Annotated in this window: 17 protein-coding genes; 5 read left to right on the top strand and 12 right to left on the bottom strand. The window is 59.4% G+C overall.

All coding sequences use genetic code 11. The features are described from left to right. Positions 1 to 56: 56 nt before the first annotated feature. Genes ntrC through dusB form a run of 3 tightly spaced genes read right to left on the bottom strand, consistent with a single transcriptional unit; the run spans position 57 to position 3,636 of the window. Positions 57 to 1,508, bottom strand: coding sequence for a nitrogen regulation protein NR(I) (gene ntrC / locus CRP02_RS18115; RefSeq protein WP_003512914.1), 1,452 nt, complete (start codon positions 1,506 to 1,508; stop codon positions 57 to 59). Next, complete coding sequence (locus CRP02_RS18110; protein ID WP_003512904.1) at positions 1,505 to 2,653, bottom strand: two-component system sensor histidine kinase NtrB; 1,149 nt, start codon at positions 2,651 to 2,653, stop codon at positions 1,505 to 1,507. Before CRP02_RS18110 ends, ntrC begins: the two co-directional genes overlap by 4 nt. Further along, a complete protein-coding gene (dusB, locus tag CRP02_RS18105; protein ID WP_272870536.1) occupies positions 2,650 to 3,636 on the bottom strand; it encodes a tRNA dihydrouridine synthase DusB in 987 nt (328 codons plus the stop codon). The genes CRP02_RS18110 and dusB overlap by 4 nt, the downstream gene beginning before the upstream one ends. Positions 3,637 to 3,941: 305 nt before the next feature. On the opposite strand from dusB, the gene CRP02_RS18100 reads away from it, so the two are divergent. Together CRP02_RS18100 and CRP02_RS18095 are read left to right on the top strand one after the other, a co-directional pair. Beyond that, positions 3,942 to 5,129, top strand: coding sequence for a bifunctional 2-C-methyl-D-erythritol 4-phosphate cytidylyltransferase/2-C-methyl-D-erythritol 2,4-cyclodiphosphate synthase (locus CRP02_RS18100; RefSeq protein ID WP_097171882.1), 1,188 nt, complete (start codon positions 3,942 to 3,944; stop codon positions 5,127 to 5,129). Further along, complete coding sequence (locus tag CRP02_RS18095; RefSeq protein WP_097171881.1) at positions 5,126 to 5,635, top strand: CinA family protein; 510 nt, start codon at positions 5,126 to 5,128, stop codon at positions 5,633 to 5,635. The genes CRP02_RS18100 and CRP02_RS18095 overlap by 4 nt, the downstream gene beginning before the upstream one ends. Here the strand turns inward: CRP02_RS18095 and CRP02_RS18090 are convergent. Together CRP02_RS18090 and CRP02_RS18085 are read right to left on the bottom strand one after the other, a co-directional pair. Then, positions 5,617 to 6,072 (bottom strand): type II toxin-antitoxin system RatA family toxin, encoded by a 456-nt coding sequence (locus CRP02_RS18090; protein ID WP_097171880.1) that lies wholly within the window; start codon positions 6,070 to 6,072, stop codon positions 5,617 to 5,619. The genes CRP02_RS18095 and CRP02_RS18090 overlap by 19 nt on opposite strands. A 9-nt stretch (positions 6,073 to 6,081) precedes the next feature. Further along, on the bottom strand, positions 6,082 to 6,651 hold the full coding sequence (locus CRP02_RS18085) for an AAA family ATPase (protein WP_097171879.1): 570 nt from the start codon (positions 6,649 to 6,651) through the stop codon (positions 6,082 to 6,084). 248 nt (positions 6,652 to 6,899) lie between these two features. Between CRP02_RS18085 and CRP02_RS27585 the strand changes: the two genes are divergently transcribed. The 3 genes from CRP02_RS27585 (at position 6,900) to CRP02_RS18075 (ending at position 8,950) form a co-directional block, all read left to right on the top strand. After that, positions 6,900 to 7,076, top strand: a complete 177-nt coding sequence (locus tag CRP02_RS27585) for a hypothetical protein (RefSeq protein ID WP_003512893.1) — start codon at positions 6,900 to 6,902, stop codon at positions 7,074 to 7,076. A gap of 114 nt (positions 7,077 to 7,190) precedes the next feature. Next, the gene (locus tag CRP02_RS18080) at positions 7,191 to 7,925 is read left to right on the top strand and encodes a helix-turn-helix transcriptional regulator (protein ID WP_097171878.1); all 735 of its coding nucleotides are present in this window, start codon (positions 7,191 to 7,193) and stop codon (positions 7,923 to 7,925) included. A gap of 95 nt (positions 7,926 to 8,020) precedes the next feature. Further along, a complete protein-coding gene (locus CRP02_RS18075) occupies positions 8,021 to 8,950 on the top strand; it encodes a DMT family transporter (protein ID WP_097171877.1) in 930 nt (309 codons plus the stop codon). A 78-nt stretch (positions 8,951 to 9,028) separates the two neighbouring features. Here CRP02_RS18075 and lipA read toward each other — a convergent pair whose 3' ends face one another. The 7 genes from lipA to CRP02_RS18040 all read right to left on the bottom strand — a co-directional run bounded on the left by lipA (position 9,029) and on the right by CRP02_RS18040 (position 15,687). Next, a complete protein-coding gene (gene lipA, locus CRP02_RS18070) occupies positions 9,029 to 10,000 on the bottom strand; it encodes a lipoyl synthase (protein ID WP_003512887.1) in 972 nt (323 codons plus the stop codon). 104 nt (positions 10,001 to 10,104) lie between these two features. Next, positions 10,105 to 10,353: a GlsB/YeaQ/YmgE family stress response membrane protein gene (locus CRP02_RS18065; RefSeq protein WP_003512885.1), complete on the bottom strand. Its 249-nt coding sequence runs from the start codon at positions 10,351 to 10,353 to the stop codon at positions 10,105 to 10,107. Positions 10,354 to 10,434: 81 nt separating this feature from the next. Next, entirely contained in the window at positions 10,435 to 11,880 is a 1,446-nt protein-coding gene (gene lpdA, locus CRP02_RS18060; RefSeq protein WP_097171876.1) for a dihydrolipoyl dehydrogenase, read from the bottom strand. A 58-nt stretch (positions 11,881 to 11,938) separates the two neighbouring features. After that, the gene (locus tag CRP02_RS18055; protein ID WP_003512881.1) at positions 11,939 to 12,583 is read right to left on the bottom strand and encodes an SGNH/GDSL hydrolase family protein; all 645 of its coding nucleotides are present in this window, start codon (positions 12,581 to 12,583) and stop codon (positions 11,939 to 11,941) included. Positions 12,584 to 12,595: 12 nt separating this feature from the next. Further along, the gene (locus CRP02_RS18050; protein ID WP_097171875.1) at positions 12,596 to 13,966 is read right to left on the bottom strand and encodes a pyruvate dehydrogenase complex dihydrolipoamide acetyltransferase; all 1,371 of its coding nucleotides are present in this window, start codon (positions 13,964 to 13,966) and stop codon (positions 12,596 to 12,598) included. A 2-nt stretch (positions 13,967 to 13,968) separates the two neighbouring features. After that, positions 13,969 to 14,253: a hypothetical protein gene (locus tag CRP02_RS18045; protein WP_174001736.1), complete on the bottom strand. Its 285-nt coding sequence runs from the start codon at positions 14,251 to 14,253 to the stop codon at positions 13,969 to 13,971. A gap of 12 nt (positions 14,254 to 14,265) precedes the next feature. After that, a complete protein-coding gene (locus tag CRP02_RS18040) occupies positions 14,266 to 15,687 on the bottom strand; it encodes a pyruvate dehydrogenase complex E1 component subunit beta (protein ID WP_003512876.1) in 1,422 nt (473 codons plus the stop codon).

The following is a 15,687-nucleotide window of genomic DNA, read 5'->3' as shown; positions in this document are numbered from 1 at the left end:
TCCAAGCAACACAATGTGGCGAAAATGCAACGACAACTGCGGCCTTGTCAACATTCTCAGCTGGGACGGGAGCTGCGATACACGGAAACGCCAAGCTCGCGAATCTTCTTGCGCAGCGTATTGCGGTTGAGGCCAAGAAGATCGGCAGCCTTGATCTGGTTACCGCGCGTCGCCGTCAGAGCAGCGAGAATGAGCGGATATTCCAGTTCGCGCAGAACACGGTCGTAGAGACCCGGCGGCGGCAGGCCTTCGCCGAAACTTGCGAAATAATCGCGCATGTTTTCCTCGACCGCCTGCGAAATGGTCAGCGAGCCGGTGCGGACCGCCATCTTGTCGAGCGGGCTGTCTGGAACATCCGACTGCAATTCCTGCTCGATGATCTCGCGGGTGATGACTTCCTGCGGATAAAGCGCCATCAGGCGACGGATCAGGTTTTCGAGTTCGCGCACGTTGCCAGGCCAGGCATAGGCCTTCATGACTTCGAGCGCCTCGGTCTCGAAACGCTTTCCTTCCAGCCCCTCCTTTTCACCCGTCTGGATGAAATGGCGCACCAGATCGGGAATATCCTCGGCGCGGTCGCGCAGCGGCGGCAGCCGCAGCGGCACGACGTTCAGGCGGTAATAGAGGTCTTCGCGGAAAAGGCCCTGGTTGATCGACTGCTTCAGGTCCTTGTTGGTGGCGGCGACGATGCGAACATCGGTCCTGATCGGCGTGCGTCCGCCCACCGTCGTATATTCGCCCTGCTGCAATACGCGCAGCAGCCGCGTCTGGGCGTCCATCGGCATATCGCCGATTTCGTCGAGAAACAGCGTGCCGCCCTCGGCCTGTTCGAAACGGCCGGTCGAGCGGTTCTGCGCGCCGGTGAAGGCGCCCTTCTCATGGCCGAACAGTTCGGATTCGATCAGATCACGCGGGATTGCCGCCATGTTGATGGCGACGAAGGGGCCGTTGCGGCGCTTGCCGTAATCATGCAGCGCGCGCGCCACCAGTTCCTTGCCGGTGCCGGATTCGCCGGTGATCATCAGCGTCAGGTCGGTCTGCATCAGGCGGGCGAGAACCCGGTAGATTTCTTGCATGGCGGCCGAGCGGCCGACGAGCGGCATGCCGTCCTGCATATCGTCGTCGAGTTTGGCGGGCTTGCGCTTCGGCTCCGACAGGGCGCGGCCGATGATGGCAATAAGCTCCGTCAGGTCGAAGGGCTTGGGCAAGTAATCGTAAGCGCCCTTTTCCGAGGCCTTGATCGCGGTCATGAAGGTGTTCTGGGCACTCATCACCAGAACCGGCAGATCCGGGCGGGCCTTCTTGATGCGCGGAAGCAGATCGAAGGCGTTTTCATCGGGCATCACGACATCGGTAACGACCAGATCGCCCTCGCCGGCAGAAACCCAGCGCCAGAGCGTTGCGGCATTGGACGTGATACGCACATCGTAACCGGCACGGCTGAGCGCCTGATTAAGCACGGTGCGGATCGCGGCATCATCATCGGCGACGAGGATAGTAGCTGTCATCTGTCATTTCCTGTCGAGTTCGGCAAGATGCGGTCGTCCAACGCCACTTCAGGCGAGACGGGCATCAATACGCGGAAAGTCGTGCGATGGTTCTGGCTGTCGCATTCGACGATGCCGCCATGGGCGCCGATGAGTTTGGCGACAAGCGCCAGACCCAGGCCCGAACCATTCGTCTTGGTGGTGATGAAGGGGTCGAAGAGATGCGGCAGGAGATCGGCCGGCACCCCCGGCCCATTGTCATGCACGCAAAATTCAAGCGGCAGCGAGATGCGTTCGCGGCTGCCGGCCACGGACATGCGCATGCCGGGACGATATGCCGTCGTCAGCACGATTTCGCCCTCCGACTGATTTCCGACGGCTTCCGCCGCGTTTTTCACCAGATTGAGAAAGACCTGCACCAGCTGGTCGCGATTGGCATAGACCGCCGGCAGCGACGGATCGTAGTTCTCGGAAATCTTGATGTTACGGGCAAAGCCGGCCTTGGCTATGGCCTTCACATGGTCGAGCACCGAATGGATGTTGACCGGCACGCGGTCCACCGGACGCTCGTCGGAAAACACTTCCATGCGGTCAACCAGCGAGACTATACGATCTGTCTCGTCGCAGATCAGCCGCGTCAGCGCACGGTCCTCATCGGCAACCGATGTCTCGAGAAGCTGCGCGGCACCACGAATGCCCGAAAGCGGGTTCTTGATCTCATGCGCCAGCATCGAGGCAAGGCCGGTCACAGAGCGTGCAGCAGCCCTGTGGGTCAATTGCCGGTCGATCTTGTCAGCCATCGACCGTTCCTGGAAGACGACGACAACGGACCCCGGCTCGCTGACAACGGGCGCGACATAGAGATCGACGAGCTTGTCCTGTCCAAGCCGTGGGGAGCTCAGATCGACCCGATATTCATTTACCGGCGCGCGGCGTTCCCGCACCTGATCGATCAGCGCAAGCAGCGGACTGCCGAAGGGAATGAACGTGGAGACGCGGTAGCGGGCGAGATGGGAGGCGCTGGCCCCGAAAAAGGCTTCTGCTTCCCAATTGGCAAAAGCGATGAAGCCTTCGGCATCCACCAGAATAACGGGATTCTGCACCGCGTTAAGAACCGCCATGGCGAGCGGGTTCGCATCTGCCGGGCTGTGTTTATCAGCGCTCATGCGGCCTTCCTTGCGGCTTCTTCGCCCGCATTGTCGCAAAGGGCGGAGCGCAGCAGATCAGCCACTTCCCCCGTATCACGCGATGTCATGATTTTAGCCTTGTCGGTGGTGGCGATCTCCGTCGCGAAACGGTCGAGATACCAGCCCAGGTGTTTGCGGGCATGCCGAAGACCGGCTTCCCTTCCATAAAATTCGAGCATCATGTCGTAATGTTCGACGGCGATATCGGAAATATCGGCGCGTTGCGGCGCGGCATGTCCGGCCAGTACCGCCGGCAGCCAGGGTTGCCCCTGTGCGCCGCGACCGACCATAACGGCATCCGCGCCGGAACGGCTGAGGATTTCACGCGCATCTTCGGCGGTCTCGACATCGCCATTGGCGATCAGCGGCACGGAAATCACCTCGCGCACGGCGCGAATGGCGTCCCAGTTCGCCCGTCCTTCGTAAAACTGCATGCGGGTACGGCCGTGAATGGTGATGAGCTGGACGCCAGCGGCTTGAGCGCGGCGGGCAATTTCGGGTGCATTGATGGTATTTTCATCCCAGCCGAGCCGCATCTTCAGCGTCACGGGCACATCGACCGCGCCGACGGTCGCCTCGATCAACGACAGCGCATGATCAGGATCCCGCATCAAGGCCGAACCGGAATAACCGCCCGTCACCTTCTTGGCCGGACAACCCATATTGATGTCGATGATGCCAGCGCCATTATCAGCCGCAATTTTTGCCGCTTCCGCCATAAAACGCGCTTCGCGTCCGGCGAGCTGCACCATATGCGGAACCATCCCGGCATTTTTCAGCCGCGCCCAGGATTCCCCACGATTGGCGACGAGTTCCCGGCTTGCGACCATTTCAGTCACAACAAGGCCCGCGCCGTAACGCCAGGCGAGCTGACGGAAAGGCAGATCTGTCACACCCGACATGGGCGCCAGCACCGCGCGATTACGGATCGCGACTGAGCCGATGCTGAACGGGACTGACAACTCCGGAGGGGGCAAATGATGATCTTTCGTGCAAAAGGGTTATATGCATTATTTTTAGACAGTGTTTGCGCAGTTGCCAAGCACTTTTACAGGGTTGCACCTTTTATTTGCGCGTGGCCTGCCTGCCTGTTTTGCTAGCGGCGGCAATTTGTGCAGGTTTGAACAAACGGGATGACCGATCCTGCGGCATGCGGGTGCGGGTGGGCGGCTTATCGGGCTGGCCATTCGGGTTTTGAAACGCTAGAGCAGGACTGTCAACCATTAAGGGTTGCGCACAAAGCATAAGACCAATGCAGGAAAGTACTATGAAACTCGGCATCGTCATTGTCGCCGCAGGACGCGGAGAAAGAGCCGGATCCCCCGAGGAAGGGCCGAAACAATATCGCCCGATCGGTGGCAGGGCCGTGATCGAGCATACATTGTCGACCTTTCTTGCCTGGGCAGACACATCCCCTATCGTGGTCGTTATCCATGCCGACGATTCGGCACTCCTGTCACCAATCCTTGAACGGCTGAATGCCGAAGAGCGGATCGTCACCGTCACCGGCGGCGCAACGCGGCAGCAATCGGTGCTCGCCGGTCTGGAAGCACTGGCTGCGCAAGACCTGACGCATCTGATGATCCACGATGCCGTGCGGCCTTTCATCGCCGTGGATATGCTGGAACGCATCGTGGCGCTGCACAAGGCAGGCGCTGTCGGCGTTCTGCCTGCCCTGCCCGTCACTGATACGCTGAAGCGTGGCGCAGGCGATTCTGTCGCTGAGACGGTTTCAAGGCAGGGTCTTTATGCGGCGCAGACACCGCAAAGCTTCGGCTATGGCGAAATCCTCGCCGCGCATCGCGCTGCTGCCACATCTGGAAAAACCGACTTTACCGATGATGCCTCGATCGCAGAATGGGCAAGTCTGCCGGTGACGCTGACCGAAGGCTCGGTCGACAATGTGAAACTCACTCTCAAGCGGGATATCGCCATGGCCGATGAAAAGCTCTCCTACGGACTGCCTGACGTGCGCACCGGCAATGGTTATGACGTGCACCAGCTGGAAGCCGGAGACGGTGTGACGCTGTGCGGCGTTTTCATCGAACACGACCAGAAACTCAAAGGCCATTCGGATGCCGACGTGGCGCTGCATGCGCTGACGGATGCCCTGCTCGCCACCTGCGGCGCTGGCGACATAGGCGATCACTTCCCGCCTTCCGATCCACAATGGAAGGGTGCCGCTTCGCGTATCTTCCTCGAACACGCGGCCAAGGTAGTCCGCGGCAATGGCGGCACGATCATGAATGCCGATGTCTCACTGATTGCCGAAGCGCCGCGCATCGGTCCGCATCGGCAGGCCATGCGTGAGGCGCTTTCCGACATGCTCGGCATCGCGCTGGAGCGCTGCTCGGTCAAGGCGACCACCAACGAGACGATCGGTTTCGTCGGCCGCCGGGAAGGTATCGCGGCGATTGCCACTGCCACTGTGGTCTACAAGGGCAGACCGCTATGAGCCTGTTTCCTGCGGATATAGAAGAACTGGCGCGGCGGATCATTTCCGACTTTACCGCCGGCAGCTTCATGGTCTCGACGGCGGAAAGCTGTACGGGCGGCCTGATTGCTGGTTCGCTGACGGAAATCGCCGGCTCTTCTGCCGTCGTCGATCGCGGCTTCGTCACCTACACGAACCAGGCCAAGATGGACATGCTTGGGGTTGGCACTGAGACGCTGGCGAATTTCGGCGCCGTATCCCGGCAGACCGCGCTACAAATGGCGCATGGCGCGCTATTTCGTTCCCGGGCGGATTTTGCCGTAGCCGTGACCGGCATTGCGGGTCCGGGCGGCGGTTCGGCTGAAAAACCGGTGGGGCTGGTGCATCTGGCCGCCAGGGCGCGCAGCGGTAAAATCCTGCACCATGAAATGCACTACGGAGAGATCGGGCGCACGGAAATCCGTCTTGCGACCGTCAGGACGGCGCTCGAGATGCTGATTGCCCTCAATCAGGCGGGTTCCGCGTAGATTTTATCGGCGCGGGTCTCGAAGGCTTCGGCGAACATGCGGAAGGCCCTGTCGAACATCGAGCCCATGACCGCACCGAGCAGCCGGTTCTTGAATTCATACTCGATGAAAAAATGAATGGCCGAGCCGCCATCTTCGGAAGCTTCAAAACGCCAGCGATTATCGAGATATTTGAACGGACCGTCGATATATTTCACGTCGATGGCGCGCTCTGCCGGGTTCAGCAGCACCTGCGTGGTGAAGGTCTCGCGAATGGCCTTGTAGCCCACCGTCATATCCGCAACCAGCAGCGTCTTGCCGTCCCGCTCCTTGCGCGAGCGGATGACCAGCGCTTCGCAAAGCGGCAGAAACTGCGGATACTTCTCCACATCGGCGACGAGGTCGTACATGCGGTCGGGCGAGTGTTTTACAAGGCGATGCGTTTCGAACTGTGGCATGAGCGGCAGTTAATCCTCGATAACAAGAAGATCAAGAAGGCGGCGAAGCTGTTTTCGGCTTTTAAGCTGGAATACCGGCACGTTGGGACCATAAAGCGTGAAATTCTGCTCGAAGATCGGGGCGTGGCGGCGTTCGAAATTCCAGATATAGCGCAGGAAATCGAGGTCCAGTCTTTCGGGACAGCCTTCAGCCATTTCAGGGCGCGCCTTGCCATACCCCCTGGCAATCCGGGTGATGGCGCCCCACAGGCAAAGCCAGCGCGGCATGCGCACCCAAAGGACGATGTCGGATCTCGGCAGACGCATGTCGAAAGACGATGGATTGCTGCCGTCCATCAGCCACCGGTCTTTGGTGACGATGGCGGAGATCCTCTGCCGCTGTTCTTGGCGCGGGCGCGCCTTCCAGCCGGGCAACCAGAAAATATCGCGATCCATGGAAATGTATTCAAATCCAAAGCGCCTTACGAGCTTCCGGGAAAGCGTCGATTTTCCGCCTCCGGAGCAACCGACGACTGAAATACGCTGCGCAGATACGATAATCGCAGCCGCGTCCTCCACGTTTTCAAGATAGTTCGGCATCGAATAAACCTCGTCTTCGCCACCATGCCATTTTTAAATAGCGCGGCTATTATTCTGCGGCGGCATGGCCGCGGCGTCCGATGTTACGGAAATTTAACTATTGCAACCCCCTCGCAGGGATTGCTATTTATTTGCGACTAATATTACACCCATGGGATGCAACGGCGCTGGAACCTCCCATTTTCACCGCGCTTATTCATCCTTGGGTTCACACCCACATAACCCGCTTTGAGCCACTGAGTGAGCCGATGGACGATTTTTCCAACATCATCAACCTTCTCGAATCCGCCAAGCAACTCGCGTCGATGAACGAAATGCCGATGCTTGCCTATCTCATCGACGTTGCGAAATGCGAGGCGAGAGAGAACAAGCCGGTTTTGCGCAAGCGCAAACGCGGCGAATCGACCGCCAAGGAAGAATGTTAGACGCCGGCTCGATAAAGCCGGCTGGCCCAATCTTCAAGACGATGTCATAATCAGGACTGAAACCGGCCGCTTTTCGAGGCGGCCGTTTCTTTGCACGATGGAAATGACAATCTCATGATCGCCGCATCCGCCGATATCAGAACCTATACGCAGGAAAGACCGAAGGAACGACATGGCTTCGTGCAGATCGTTCTTCCGGTGTCGGGATGTCTGCGGATCGATGTAGCAGGGCTAGAGGACGAATTGTCCACCGGGCGCGCGGTCTTCATTCATCGCGACACACCGCACGCACAGGAAGCAACGACGATCAACCGGTCGCTGGTGGTCGATATCGACGAAACTGCTGTTCCCGAACAGGTGCTGGAGAGATTTGTCCGCAAGCCGTTTCTCGATATCGCACGGGATACACGGCAGCTGGTCGCTTACATGCGCGGCGTCATCGGATCGGATGGGCCGCGTGAGGATATTGCCAACCTCTGGGCACCGCTCCTGATCGACAGCCTTGCGACTGAAAAGACCGATATCCGCCACCGCCTGCATGCGCTGGGCGAGATCGTCAGGGCGGAACCATTTTTCCCCTGGACCATCGAGACGCTCGCATCCTGCGCTGCGATCAGCGATAGCCGCCTGCATGCGCTATTTCTGGAAGAGTTCAGCCTCCCTCCTCACCGCTGGCTTGCAGAGCTGCGCATGGACAAGGTCTGCGCATTGCTGCGCCACTCCACATTGCCGATTGCGGAAATTGCCTTGCGGGCCGGCTTTTCCGACCAGACGGCACTGACGCGCGCCATGCGCAACGCGATGGGCAAAACGCCTGCCGCCTATCGCCGGGCCTTCGGAATTCACTGAAAGCACAGCACCTCTTCTCTCAGGAGTTTTTGTCAAGACAGCCGCACGTGGCTGTGGCACATCGCGGGCAATCGTGAATGCGGATGTGACATGACATGAACAAGACAAGCCTCGGTGTGATCTACGGCATGATGGCGGGCGCTCTCTGGGGGGCGATCTTTCTCGCCCCGAAACTCGTACCGGATTTTTCCGCCCTGCAACTGTCGACGGCCCGTTACCTGACCTACGGGCTGATTTCGCTCATCATCATCGGACCGCGCCTGAAACGGGTATCGGCCCATTTCGGTGCGCGCGAATGGATCGCGCTCGGCTGGCTGAGCATGATCGGCAACATCGCCTATTACGTCTTCATATCGACGGCGGTGAAACTGAGCGGCGTTGCCTTCACGTCCATCATCATCGGCTTCCTGCCGGTTGCCGTCACCATCATCGGCACGCGCGATCATGGCGCGGTATCGCTCAAGCGTCTGTGGCCATCGCTCGCCTTTGGCGCAATCGGCATTATCGGCATATCCTGGCAGTCGCTGACGGAAAGCGATGCGGGGCTGGATGTCTCCCGCCTGATCGGGCTGGCCTGTGCGCTTGGCGCGCTCGCCTCATGGACGGCCTTTGCGGTTGGCAATGCCCGCTGGCTGTCACGCCTTCACAATGTAAGCGCCGACGACTGGAACATGATGACGGGTGTGGTGACCGGCGGGCTGGCGCTGGCGCTCGCCATACCGGCCTTTGCCTTCGGCGGGGAAAGCCATAGCTCCGAGGACTGGCTGCATTTTGCGGCCATCGCCGCCGGTCTGGGTTTCACCGCATCCATTCTCGGAAATGCTCTCTGGAACCGCATGAGCCGCCTGCTGCCGCTCACCATGGTCGGACAGATGATCCTGTTCGAGACGCTCTTTGCGTTGCTCTATGGTTTCCTCTGGGAAGGTCGTGGGCCAACAATCGTAGAAGTCCTGGCGATTTCCTCAGTCGTGCTGAGCGTCATCCTGTGCATGCGCGCGCATCGGCCGGAGAAGATTGTGGCCTGACTTCAGGTGAAAGCCGCAGCGTCATCCTCAAGATAGGCCCGAGGATGACGCGTGAAAGAAATTGCCCGCCCCGCCTACTTACTCCGCAGCGGCAAGAAGCTTCTTCTCGCGGGCTGCGCGCAGGCGTGCAAAATCGTCGCCGGCATGGTGCGAGGAGCGGGTCAGCGGGCTGGAAGAGACCATCAGGAAGCCCTTGGTATAGGCGACCGTCTCATAGGACTTGAATTCCTCCGGCGTGACGTAAGCCTCGACCTTGTGGTGTTTGCGGGTCGGCTGCAGATATTGGCCGATAGTCAGGAAGTCCACGTCAGCACTGCGCAGATCGTCCATCAACTGCAGCACTTCGTTGCGCTCTTCGCCAAGGCCGACCATGATGCCTGATTTGGTGAACATGGTGGGGTCCAGTTCCTTGACGCGCTGCAACAGGCGCACGGAATGGAAATAACGCGCACCGGGGCGAACCGTGAGGTAATTGCCGGGAACGGTTTCCATATTGTGGTTGAAGACATCGGGCTTCGCCGCGACGACACGCTCCAGCGCGCCGGGCTTCTTCAGGAAGTCCGGGGTCAGAATTTCGATGGTGGTGTTGGGAGACGCAGCGCGGATCGCCCAGATCACCTTTTCGAAGTGCTCCGCGCCGCCATCGGCGAGATCATCGCGGTCAACCGAGGTGATGACGACGTGGCTGAGGCCCATCTGCTTGACGGCCTTGGCGACGTTTTCCGGCTCGTCCATATCAAGCGCATTGGGCTTGCCGGTCGCAACGTTGCAGAAGGCGCAGGCGCGGGTGCAGATCTCACCCATGATCATGAAGGTCGCGTGTTTCTTGTCCCAGCATTCGCCGATATTTGGACAGCCGGCTTCCTCGCACACCGTCACCAGCTTGTGACTGCGCACCAGTTCGCGCGTCTCGTGGTAGCCTTTGGATGTCGGCGCCTTGACGCGGATCCATTCCGGCTTGCGCATGACCTCGGTATCGGGCCGATGGGCCTTTTCCGGGTGGCGGATACGCTTTTCTTCGGACGAAGTTCTGTCGAGAATAGTGACCATAAGAAACCTGTTTCTATCGCTTGCCGCGATCATCACATTTATTGACGCGATGCTTTAGAACAATTCCAGAAAAAGCGTAAGCCCCTTCCGGGCACGAAGCCTTGTCAGCGCCGTACCAGCTTAGCCATGAACAACAACAGGCTGGCGCCGATGAAGGACGTTACGAAATAACCGAGCCTGCTGTCCTGAACGAAAACGTCGAAGGTTCTCAGCACCGCAACGGCAACCACCGAACCGACGATGCCGAGAACGATATTCATGAAGATGCCGAAACGCATATCCATGAGTTTGCCGGCGAGCCAGCCGGCAAGACCGCCGATGATGATTGCCGCAATCCAGCCGATATTTTCCATTCCCGCGCTCCCTTATAGAACCAGCGTTGAGACATATGGGACACCCGGCATGGTTAGACAATGCCGGGCATCACGGGGCACTCATGCGTTCAGCACACGTCCGTAGGCGTCGAGCACGCTTTCCTTCATCGACTCGGAAATGGTCGGATGCGGGAAGATCGTGTGCATCAGTTCTTCTTCGGTGGTTTCGAGGTTCATGGCGACCACGAAGCCCTGAATGAGTTCAGTGACTTCCGCACCAACCATGTGCGCGCCGATCAACTCGCCTGTCTTCTTGTCGAAAATGGTCTTGACCATGCCCTGATCTTCACCGAGCGCCACGGCCTTGCCGTTGGCCGCAAAGGAGAAGCGGCCGACGCGGATATCGCGGCCCAGTTCCTTCGCCTTGGCTTCGGTGAGACCAACAGAGGCGACCTGTGGGTTGCAATAGGTGCAGCCGGGGATCTTGAGCTTGTCCATCGGGTGAACATTCGGCAGACCGGCGATCTTTTCAACGCAGATCACGGCCTCATGCTCGGCCTTGTGGGCAAGCAGCGGCGGGCCGGCGACATCGCCGATGGCGTAAACGCCAGGCACATTGGTCTTGCCGTAACCGTCGATGACGATGAAGCCGCGATCGGTCTTCACGCCGACAGCCTCAAGGCCGATGCCTTCGATGTTGGCGACGACGCCGACAGCTGAAATCATCCGGTCAGCGGTGATCTTCTCCGACGAACCGTCCTTCTTCTCGAGCGTCGCGGTGACGGAATTCGCACCCTTCTCGACCTTGGAAACCTTGGTTTCCAGATGGAACTTGATGCCCTGCTTCTCCAGCTGCTTCTTGGCGAAGGCAGAAATCTCCGCATCTTCGACCGGCATCACCTGGCTCATGATTTCGACGACGGTAACGTCGACACCCATGGTGCGGTAGAAGCTGGCAAACTCGATGCCGATGGCGCCGGACCCCATGACGAGCAGAGACTTCGGCAGTTCTTCCGGCTTCATTGCCTCGAAATAGGTCCAGATCAGCTTGCCATCCGGTTCGATGCCTGGAAGCGCGCGCGGGCGGGCGCCGGTGGCGACGATGATGTGCTTGGCGGTATAGGTGCCCTCGCCCAGCGTGTTCTTCGGAACCGGGCCCATCGGTTCGACGGGCTTCTTCTGGGTCTTGGAAACCACGATTTCACCGGGCTTGGTGATCTTGGCCTCGCCCCAGATGATATCGACCTTGTTCTTCTTGAACAGGAAACCGACGCCGTTGTTCATGCGGTGGGCAATGCCGCGCGAACGATCAACGATCGCCTTGACATCAGGCTTGATCGAGCCTTCGAGCGTCAGGCCGTAGTCCTTGGCGTGCTGAGCCGTATGCAAGACATCGGCGGTGCGCAGCAGCGCCTTGGTGGGAATGCAGCCCCAGTTGGAGCAGATGCCTGCAAGGTGCTCGCGCTCGACCACGGCAACCTTCATGCCGAGCTGGGCTGCGCGAATCGCGGCAATATAACCGCCCGGTCCCGAACCGATGATGATGACGTCATAAGATTGAGCCATAGGTATCCTGCCTTGTCCTATCGGGTCACGGCATGCCGTTCCGAAACGAGAATTGTTGTCAAAGTCCGAGCATCATGCGAACGACGGGTTCCAGCCCGCGCCCGATGGCCCGCGTGTTTTCAGCATCGAGATGAACGCCGTCCACGGGCGTCGTGCGAGCAACTGACCCCGCATCGAAAAATCCGCAATCGAGATCGTCGGCCAAATCCCGGTAGACCGGGGCGAGCATCGCCGATTCATCGATCGCATCACGAAAGATAGCGCCCATCACGGGGTTGGCCGTTTCGCACAGTTGCGGCGGCGCGACGATCAGAACATCCGGCGCTTCCCAGTCCGGCACCTGCCAGACATGGTTGCGCACCAGTTTGACCAGCCGCTCCACACCCTTCATCGCGACGATGGCCGAGCCATGGATCGACGGTTTCAAGTCGTTGGTGCCGAGCATGATAATGACCAGATCGAGCGGCGCGTGGCTGTGCAGAAGCGTCGGCAAGAGCCTTGCGCCGTTGCGATCGCAATCAGCGGTATGATCATCATAGGCGGTGGTTCGTCCGCCCAGCCCTTCGTGGATCACCTTCACATCAGGCCCGAGCGCCTTTTGCAAGACGCTCGGCCAAAGATCGTCATGGCTATGCCGGCCACCCGTTTCCGCATCTGATCCCCATGTCAGGGAATCGCCAAAGCAGAGGACCGACTTCACCATCTCACTCTCCGATCAAACCAGCATGCCCATCGGGTTTTCGATGTAGCGCTTGAAGGCACCGATCAGCTCGGCTCCGAGCGCGCCATCGACGCAACGGTGGTCGGTAGAGAGCGTGACCGTCATGACATTGGCGATCTTGATCTCGCCGTTCTTCACGACAGCACGCTGTTCGCCCGCGCCGACTGCCAGAATGGTGGCATGCGGCGGGTTGATGACGGCGGAGAAGCTCTTGACGCCCATCATGCCCATGTTGGACACGGCCGTCGTGCCCCCCTGATACTCCTCGGGCTTCAGCTTGCGCTCCTTTGCGCGCTTGCCGTAGTCCTTCATCTCGTTGGAGATGGTGGAGAGCGACTTCTCTTCCGCCTTGCGGATGATCGGCGTGATCAGGCCACCCGGAATTGAAACGGCAACGCCGACATCCGAATGCTTGTGCTTGACCATGTTGCTTTCCGTCCAGGAGACGTTGGCATCAGGCACATCGCGCAGCGCGAGAGCCAGCGCCTTGATGACCATGTCGTTGACCGAAAGCTTGTAGGCGGGCTTGCCGTCCTTTTCGGGAGCGGCGGCGTTGAGCTGGGCGCGCAGCGCCAGAAGCGTATCCAGTTCGCAATCCACGGAAACGTAGAAATGCGGAACGGTCTGCTTGGATTCGACCAGACGCTTGGCGATGACCTTGCGCATGCCGTCATGCGGCACCAGTTCGTAAGAACCGGGTTCGAACAGCTTGAGAACAGCTTCTTCGGACGGGCCCTTGGCAAGTGCGGCAGCCGGTGCGCCTGCGGATGCTGCAGCGGCAGGAGCTGCCTTCGCACCACCGGAAGCGGCGGCCTTTTCCACGTCTGTCTTGACGATACGGCCATGCGGGCCTGAACCGGACACGGCCGTGAGGTCGAGACCGGCTTCCTTGGCGAGACGACGGGCAAGCGGCGAAGCGAAGATGCGCTCGCCGGACTTTGCAACCGGAGCCGGGGTGGAAGGTGCGGAGGCCTGGTCGGCAGCTGGCTTTTCAGCCTTGGCTGGCGCAGCTTCTTCCCTTGGCGCTTCGGCCTTTGCAGCTTCCTGCTTCGGAGCCTCGGCTTTGGCCTGGGACGCGGCGGGAGCAGCATTGCCGCCCTTTGCCGCCTCAGCCACATCCTCGCCATCGGCGGCGAGGATAGCGATCAGGGCGTTGACCTTGACCGCTTCCGTGCCTGCGGGAACCACGAGCTTGGCGACCGTGCCCTCATCGACGGCTTCCACTTCCATGGTTGCCTTGTCGGTCTCGATCTCGGCGATCACGTCACCGGGTGCGACCTTGTCGCCTTCCTTGACCAGCCATTTGGCCAGATTACCCTCTTCCATCGTCGGAGAAAGGGCAGGCATGGTGATTTTGATAGGCATGACTAGTCCCCCCAAACGAGATTATATTGTTCCAACTCTTCAGGATGTTCCGCCAGCCGATCCAGCTGCGACGGCGAGACTTCGATATATCCGGCGACATCGCTCAGCCATTCGCTAACGGCGCCGATGACGCCGATATACTCACGCGGGACACCGGCAATCACATCGCCTTCACCGTCATTGATAATCGCCCAAAAGATGACACGCTCGAACTGAGGAGACCCTTTGGAACCTAGAACACGATACCAATTTTCAGTTGCCGGGAGGATTTGTTTTATTTTACTCAAAATCATCTCCCCTTATTTGTAGCAGACGGTTTTGACAGCCTGAACGACTTCATCGACGTTCGGCAGAGCCAGCTTTTCGAGGTTTGCCGCGTAAGGCATCGGAACGTCCTTGCCGGCAATCGTCAGGATCGGCGCATCGAGATAGTCGAAAGCCGCACGCATGACCTGGTTGGCGATGAAGTCACCAACCGATGACTGCGGGAAGCCTTCCTCGACGGTGACCAGACGACCGGTCTTCTTGACCGATTCGATGACGGTGGGCAGATCCATCGGACGGATGGTGCGAAGGTCGATCAGTTCGACGTCGATGCCGAGCTTTTCGAGTTCCGCAACCGCCTTGATTGCGTAGGTCATGCCGATGCCGAAGGAAACGATCGTCGCATCCTTACCCTTGCGGTGAATGCGCGCCTTGCCGATCGGCAGCACGAAATCGTCGAGCTTCGGCACTTCGAAGCTCTGGCCGTAGAGAATTTCATTCTCAAGGAAGATGACCGGGTTCGGGTCACGGATGGCAGCCTTCAGGAGACCCTTGGCGTCCGCTGCCGTGTAGGGCATGACGACCTTGAGGCCCGGAATATGGCTGTACCATGCGGCGTAACATTGCGAATGCTGAGCACCAACGCGAGCAGCAGCACCCGAGGGGCCACGGAACACCATCGGTGCACCCATCTGGCCGCCCGACATGTAAAGCGTCTTCGCAGCCGAGTTGACGATCTGGTCGATCGCCTGCATGGCGAAGTTAAAGGTCATGAATTCGACGATGGGCCGCAGGCCCGTCATTGCCGCACCGACGCCGATACCGGCAAAACCGTGCTCGGTGATCGGGGTGTCGATGACGCGGCGCTCGCCGAATTCCTGCAACAGGCCTTGGGTAATCTTGTAGGCGCCCTGATATTCGGCGACTTCCTCACCCATGACGAAGACTTTTTCGTCGGCGCGCATTTCTTCGGCCATGGCGTCGCGCAGCGCTTCACGCACCGTCGTCATCACCATTTCGGTGCCTTCAGGAATATCCGGATCGGCAGCGACTTCGATCTTAGGTGCTGCCGGAACCTTTGCAGCTTCCTTGGCAGCGCTCGGCTCCTCGGATGCTTCGCGGGTCTTGCCGCCTGCGGCATCCGAATCCGAATTTGCAGCTTCAGCCTTAGGCTCTTCCTTCTTGGCGGAAGAAGAGATGTCGGCAGCGCTTTCGCCTTCCTGGATGAGAACGGCGATCGGCGTGTTGACCTTGACGCCTTCGGTGCCGGCGTCGATCAGCAGCTTGCCGATAACACCTTCATCCACAGCTTCCACTTCCATGGTCGCCTTGTCGGTCTCGATCTCGGCAATCACGTCGCCGGATGTGACCTTGTCGCCTTCCTTTTTAAGCCATTTGGAAAGCGTGCCTTCCTCCATGGTCGGGGAAAGGGCGGGCATAAGAATTTCTACTGGCAT

This window comes from Rhizobium sp. AN5 (assembly GCF_900215255.1).
Lineage (GTDB): Bacteria > Pseudomonadota > Alphaproteobacteria > Rhizobiales > Rhizobiaceae > Agrobacterium > Agrobacterium tumefaciens.
This window is presented reverse-complemented; position numbering and strand designations above follow the sequence as displayed.

What these genes read in the sequence shown, in the direction of transcription:
- ntrC (WP_003512914.1), bottom strand. Translation starts at nt 1,508, where the DNA reads ATGACAGCTACTATCCTCGTCGCCGATGATGATGCCGCGATCCGCACC.
- CRP02_RS18110 (WP_003512904.1), bottom strand. Translation starts at nt 2,653, where the DNA reads ATGAGCGCTGATAAACACAGCCCGGCAGATGCGAACCCGCTCGCCATG.
- CRP02_RS18100 (WP_097171882.1), top strand. Translation starts at nt 3,942, where the DNA reads ATGAAACTCGGCATCGTCATTGTCGCCGCAGGACGCGGAGAAAGAGCC.
- CRP02_RS18095 (WP_097171881.1), top strand. Translation starts at nt 5,126, where the DNA reads ATGAGCCTGTTTCCTGCGGATATAGAAGAACTGGCGCGGCGGATCATT.
- CRP02_RS18090 (WP_097171880.1), bottom strand. Translation starts at nt 6,072, where the DNA reads ATGCCACAGTTCGAAACGCATCGCCTTGTAAAACACTCGCCCGACCGC.
- CRP02_RS18085 (WP_097171879.1), bottom strand. Translation starts at nt 6,651, where the DNA reads ATGCCGAACTATCTTGAAAACGTGGAGGACGCGGCTGCGATTATCGTA.
- CRP02_RS27585 (WP_003512893.1), top strand. Translation starts at nt 6,900, where the DNA reads ATGGACGATTTTTCCAACATCATCAACCTTCTCGAATCCGCCAAGCAA.
- CRP02_RS18080 (WP_097171878.1), top strand. Translation starts at nt 7,191, where the DNA reads ATGATCGCCGCATCCGCCGATATCAGAACCTATACGCAGGAAAGACCG.
- CRP02_RS18075 (WP_097171877.1), top strand. Translation starts at nt 8,021, where the DNA reads ATGAACAAGACAAGCCTCGGTGTGATCTACGGCATGATGGCGGGCGCT.
- lipA (WP_003512887.1), bottom strand. Translation starts at nt 10,000, where the DNA reads ATGGTCACTATTCTCGACAGAACTTCGTCCGAAGAAAAGCGTATCCGC.
- CRP02_RS18065 (WP_003512885.1), bottom strand. Translation starts at nt 10,353, where the DNA reads ATGGAAAATATCGGCTGGATTGCGGCAATCATCATCGGCGGTCTTGCC.
- lpdA (WP_097171876.1), bottom strand. Translation starts at nt 11,880, where the DNA reads ATGGCTCAATCTTATGACGTCATCATCATCGGTTCGGGACCGGGCGGT.
- CRP02_RS18055 (WP_003512881.1), bottom strand. Translation starts at nt 12,583, where the DNA reads ATGGTGAAGTCGGTCCTCTGCTTTGGCGATTCCCTGACATGGGGATCA.
- CRP02_RS18050 (WP_097171875.1), bottom strand. Translation starts at nt 13,966, where the DNA reads ATGCCTATCAAAATCACCATGCCTGCCCTTTCTCCGACGATGGAAGAG.
- CRP02_RS18040 (WP_003512876.1), bottom strand. Translation starts at nt 15,687, where the DNA reads ATGCCAGTAGAAATTCTTATGCCCGCCCTTTCCCCGACCATGGAGGAA.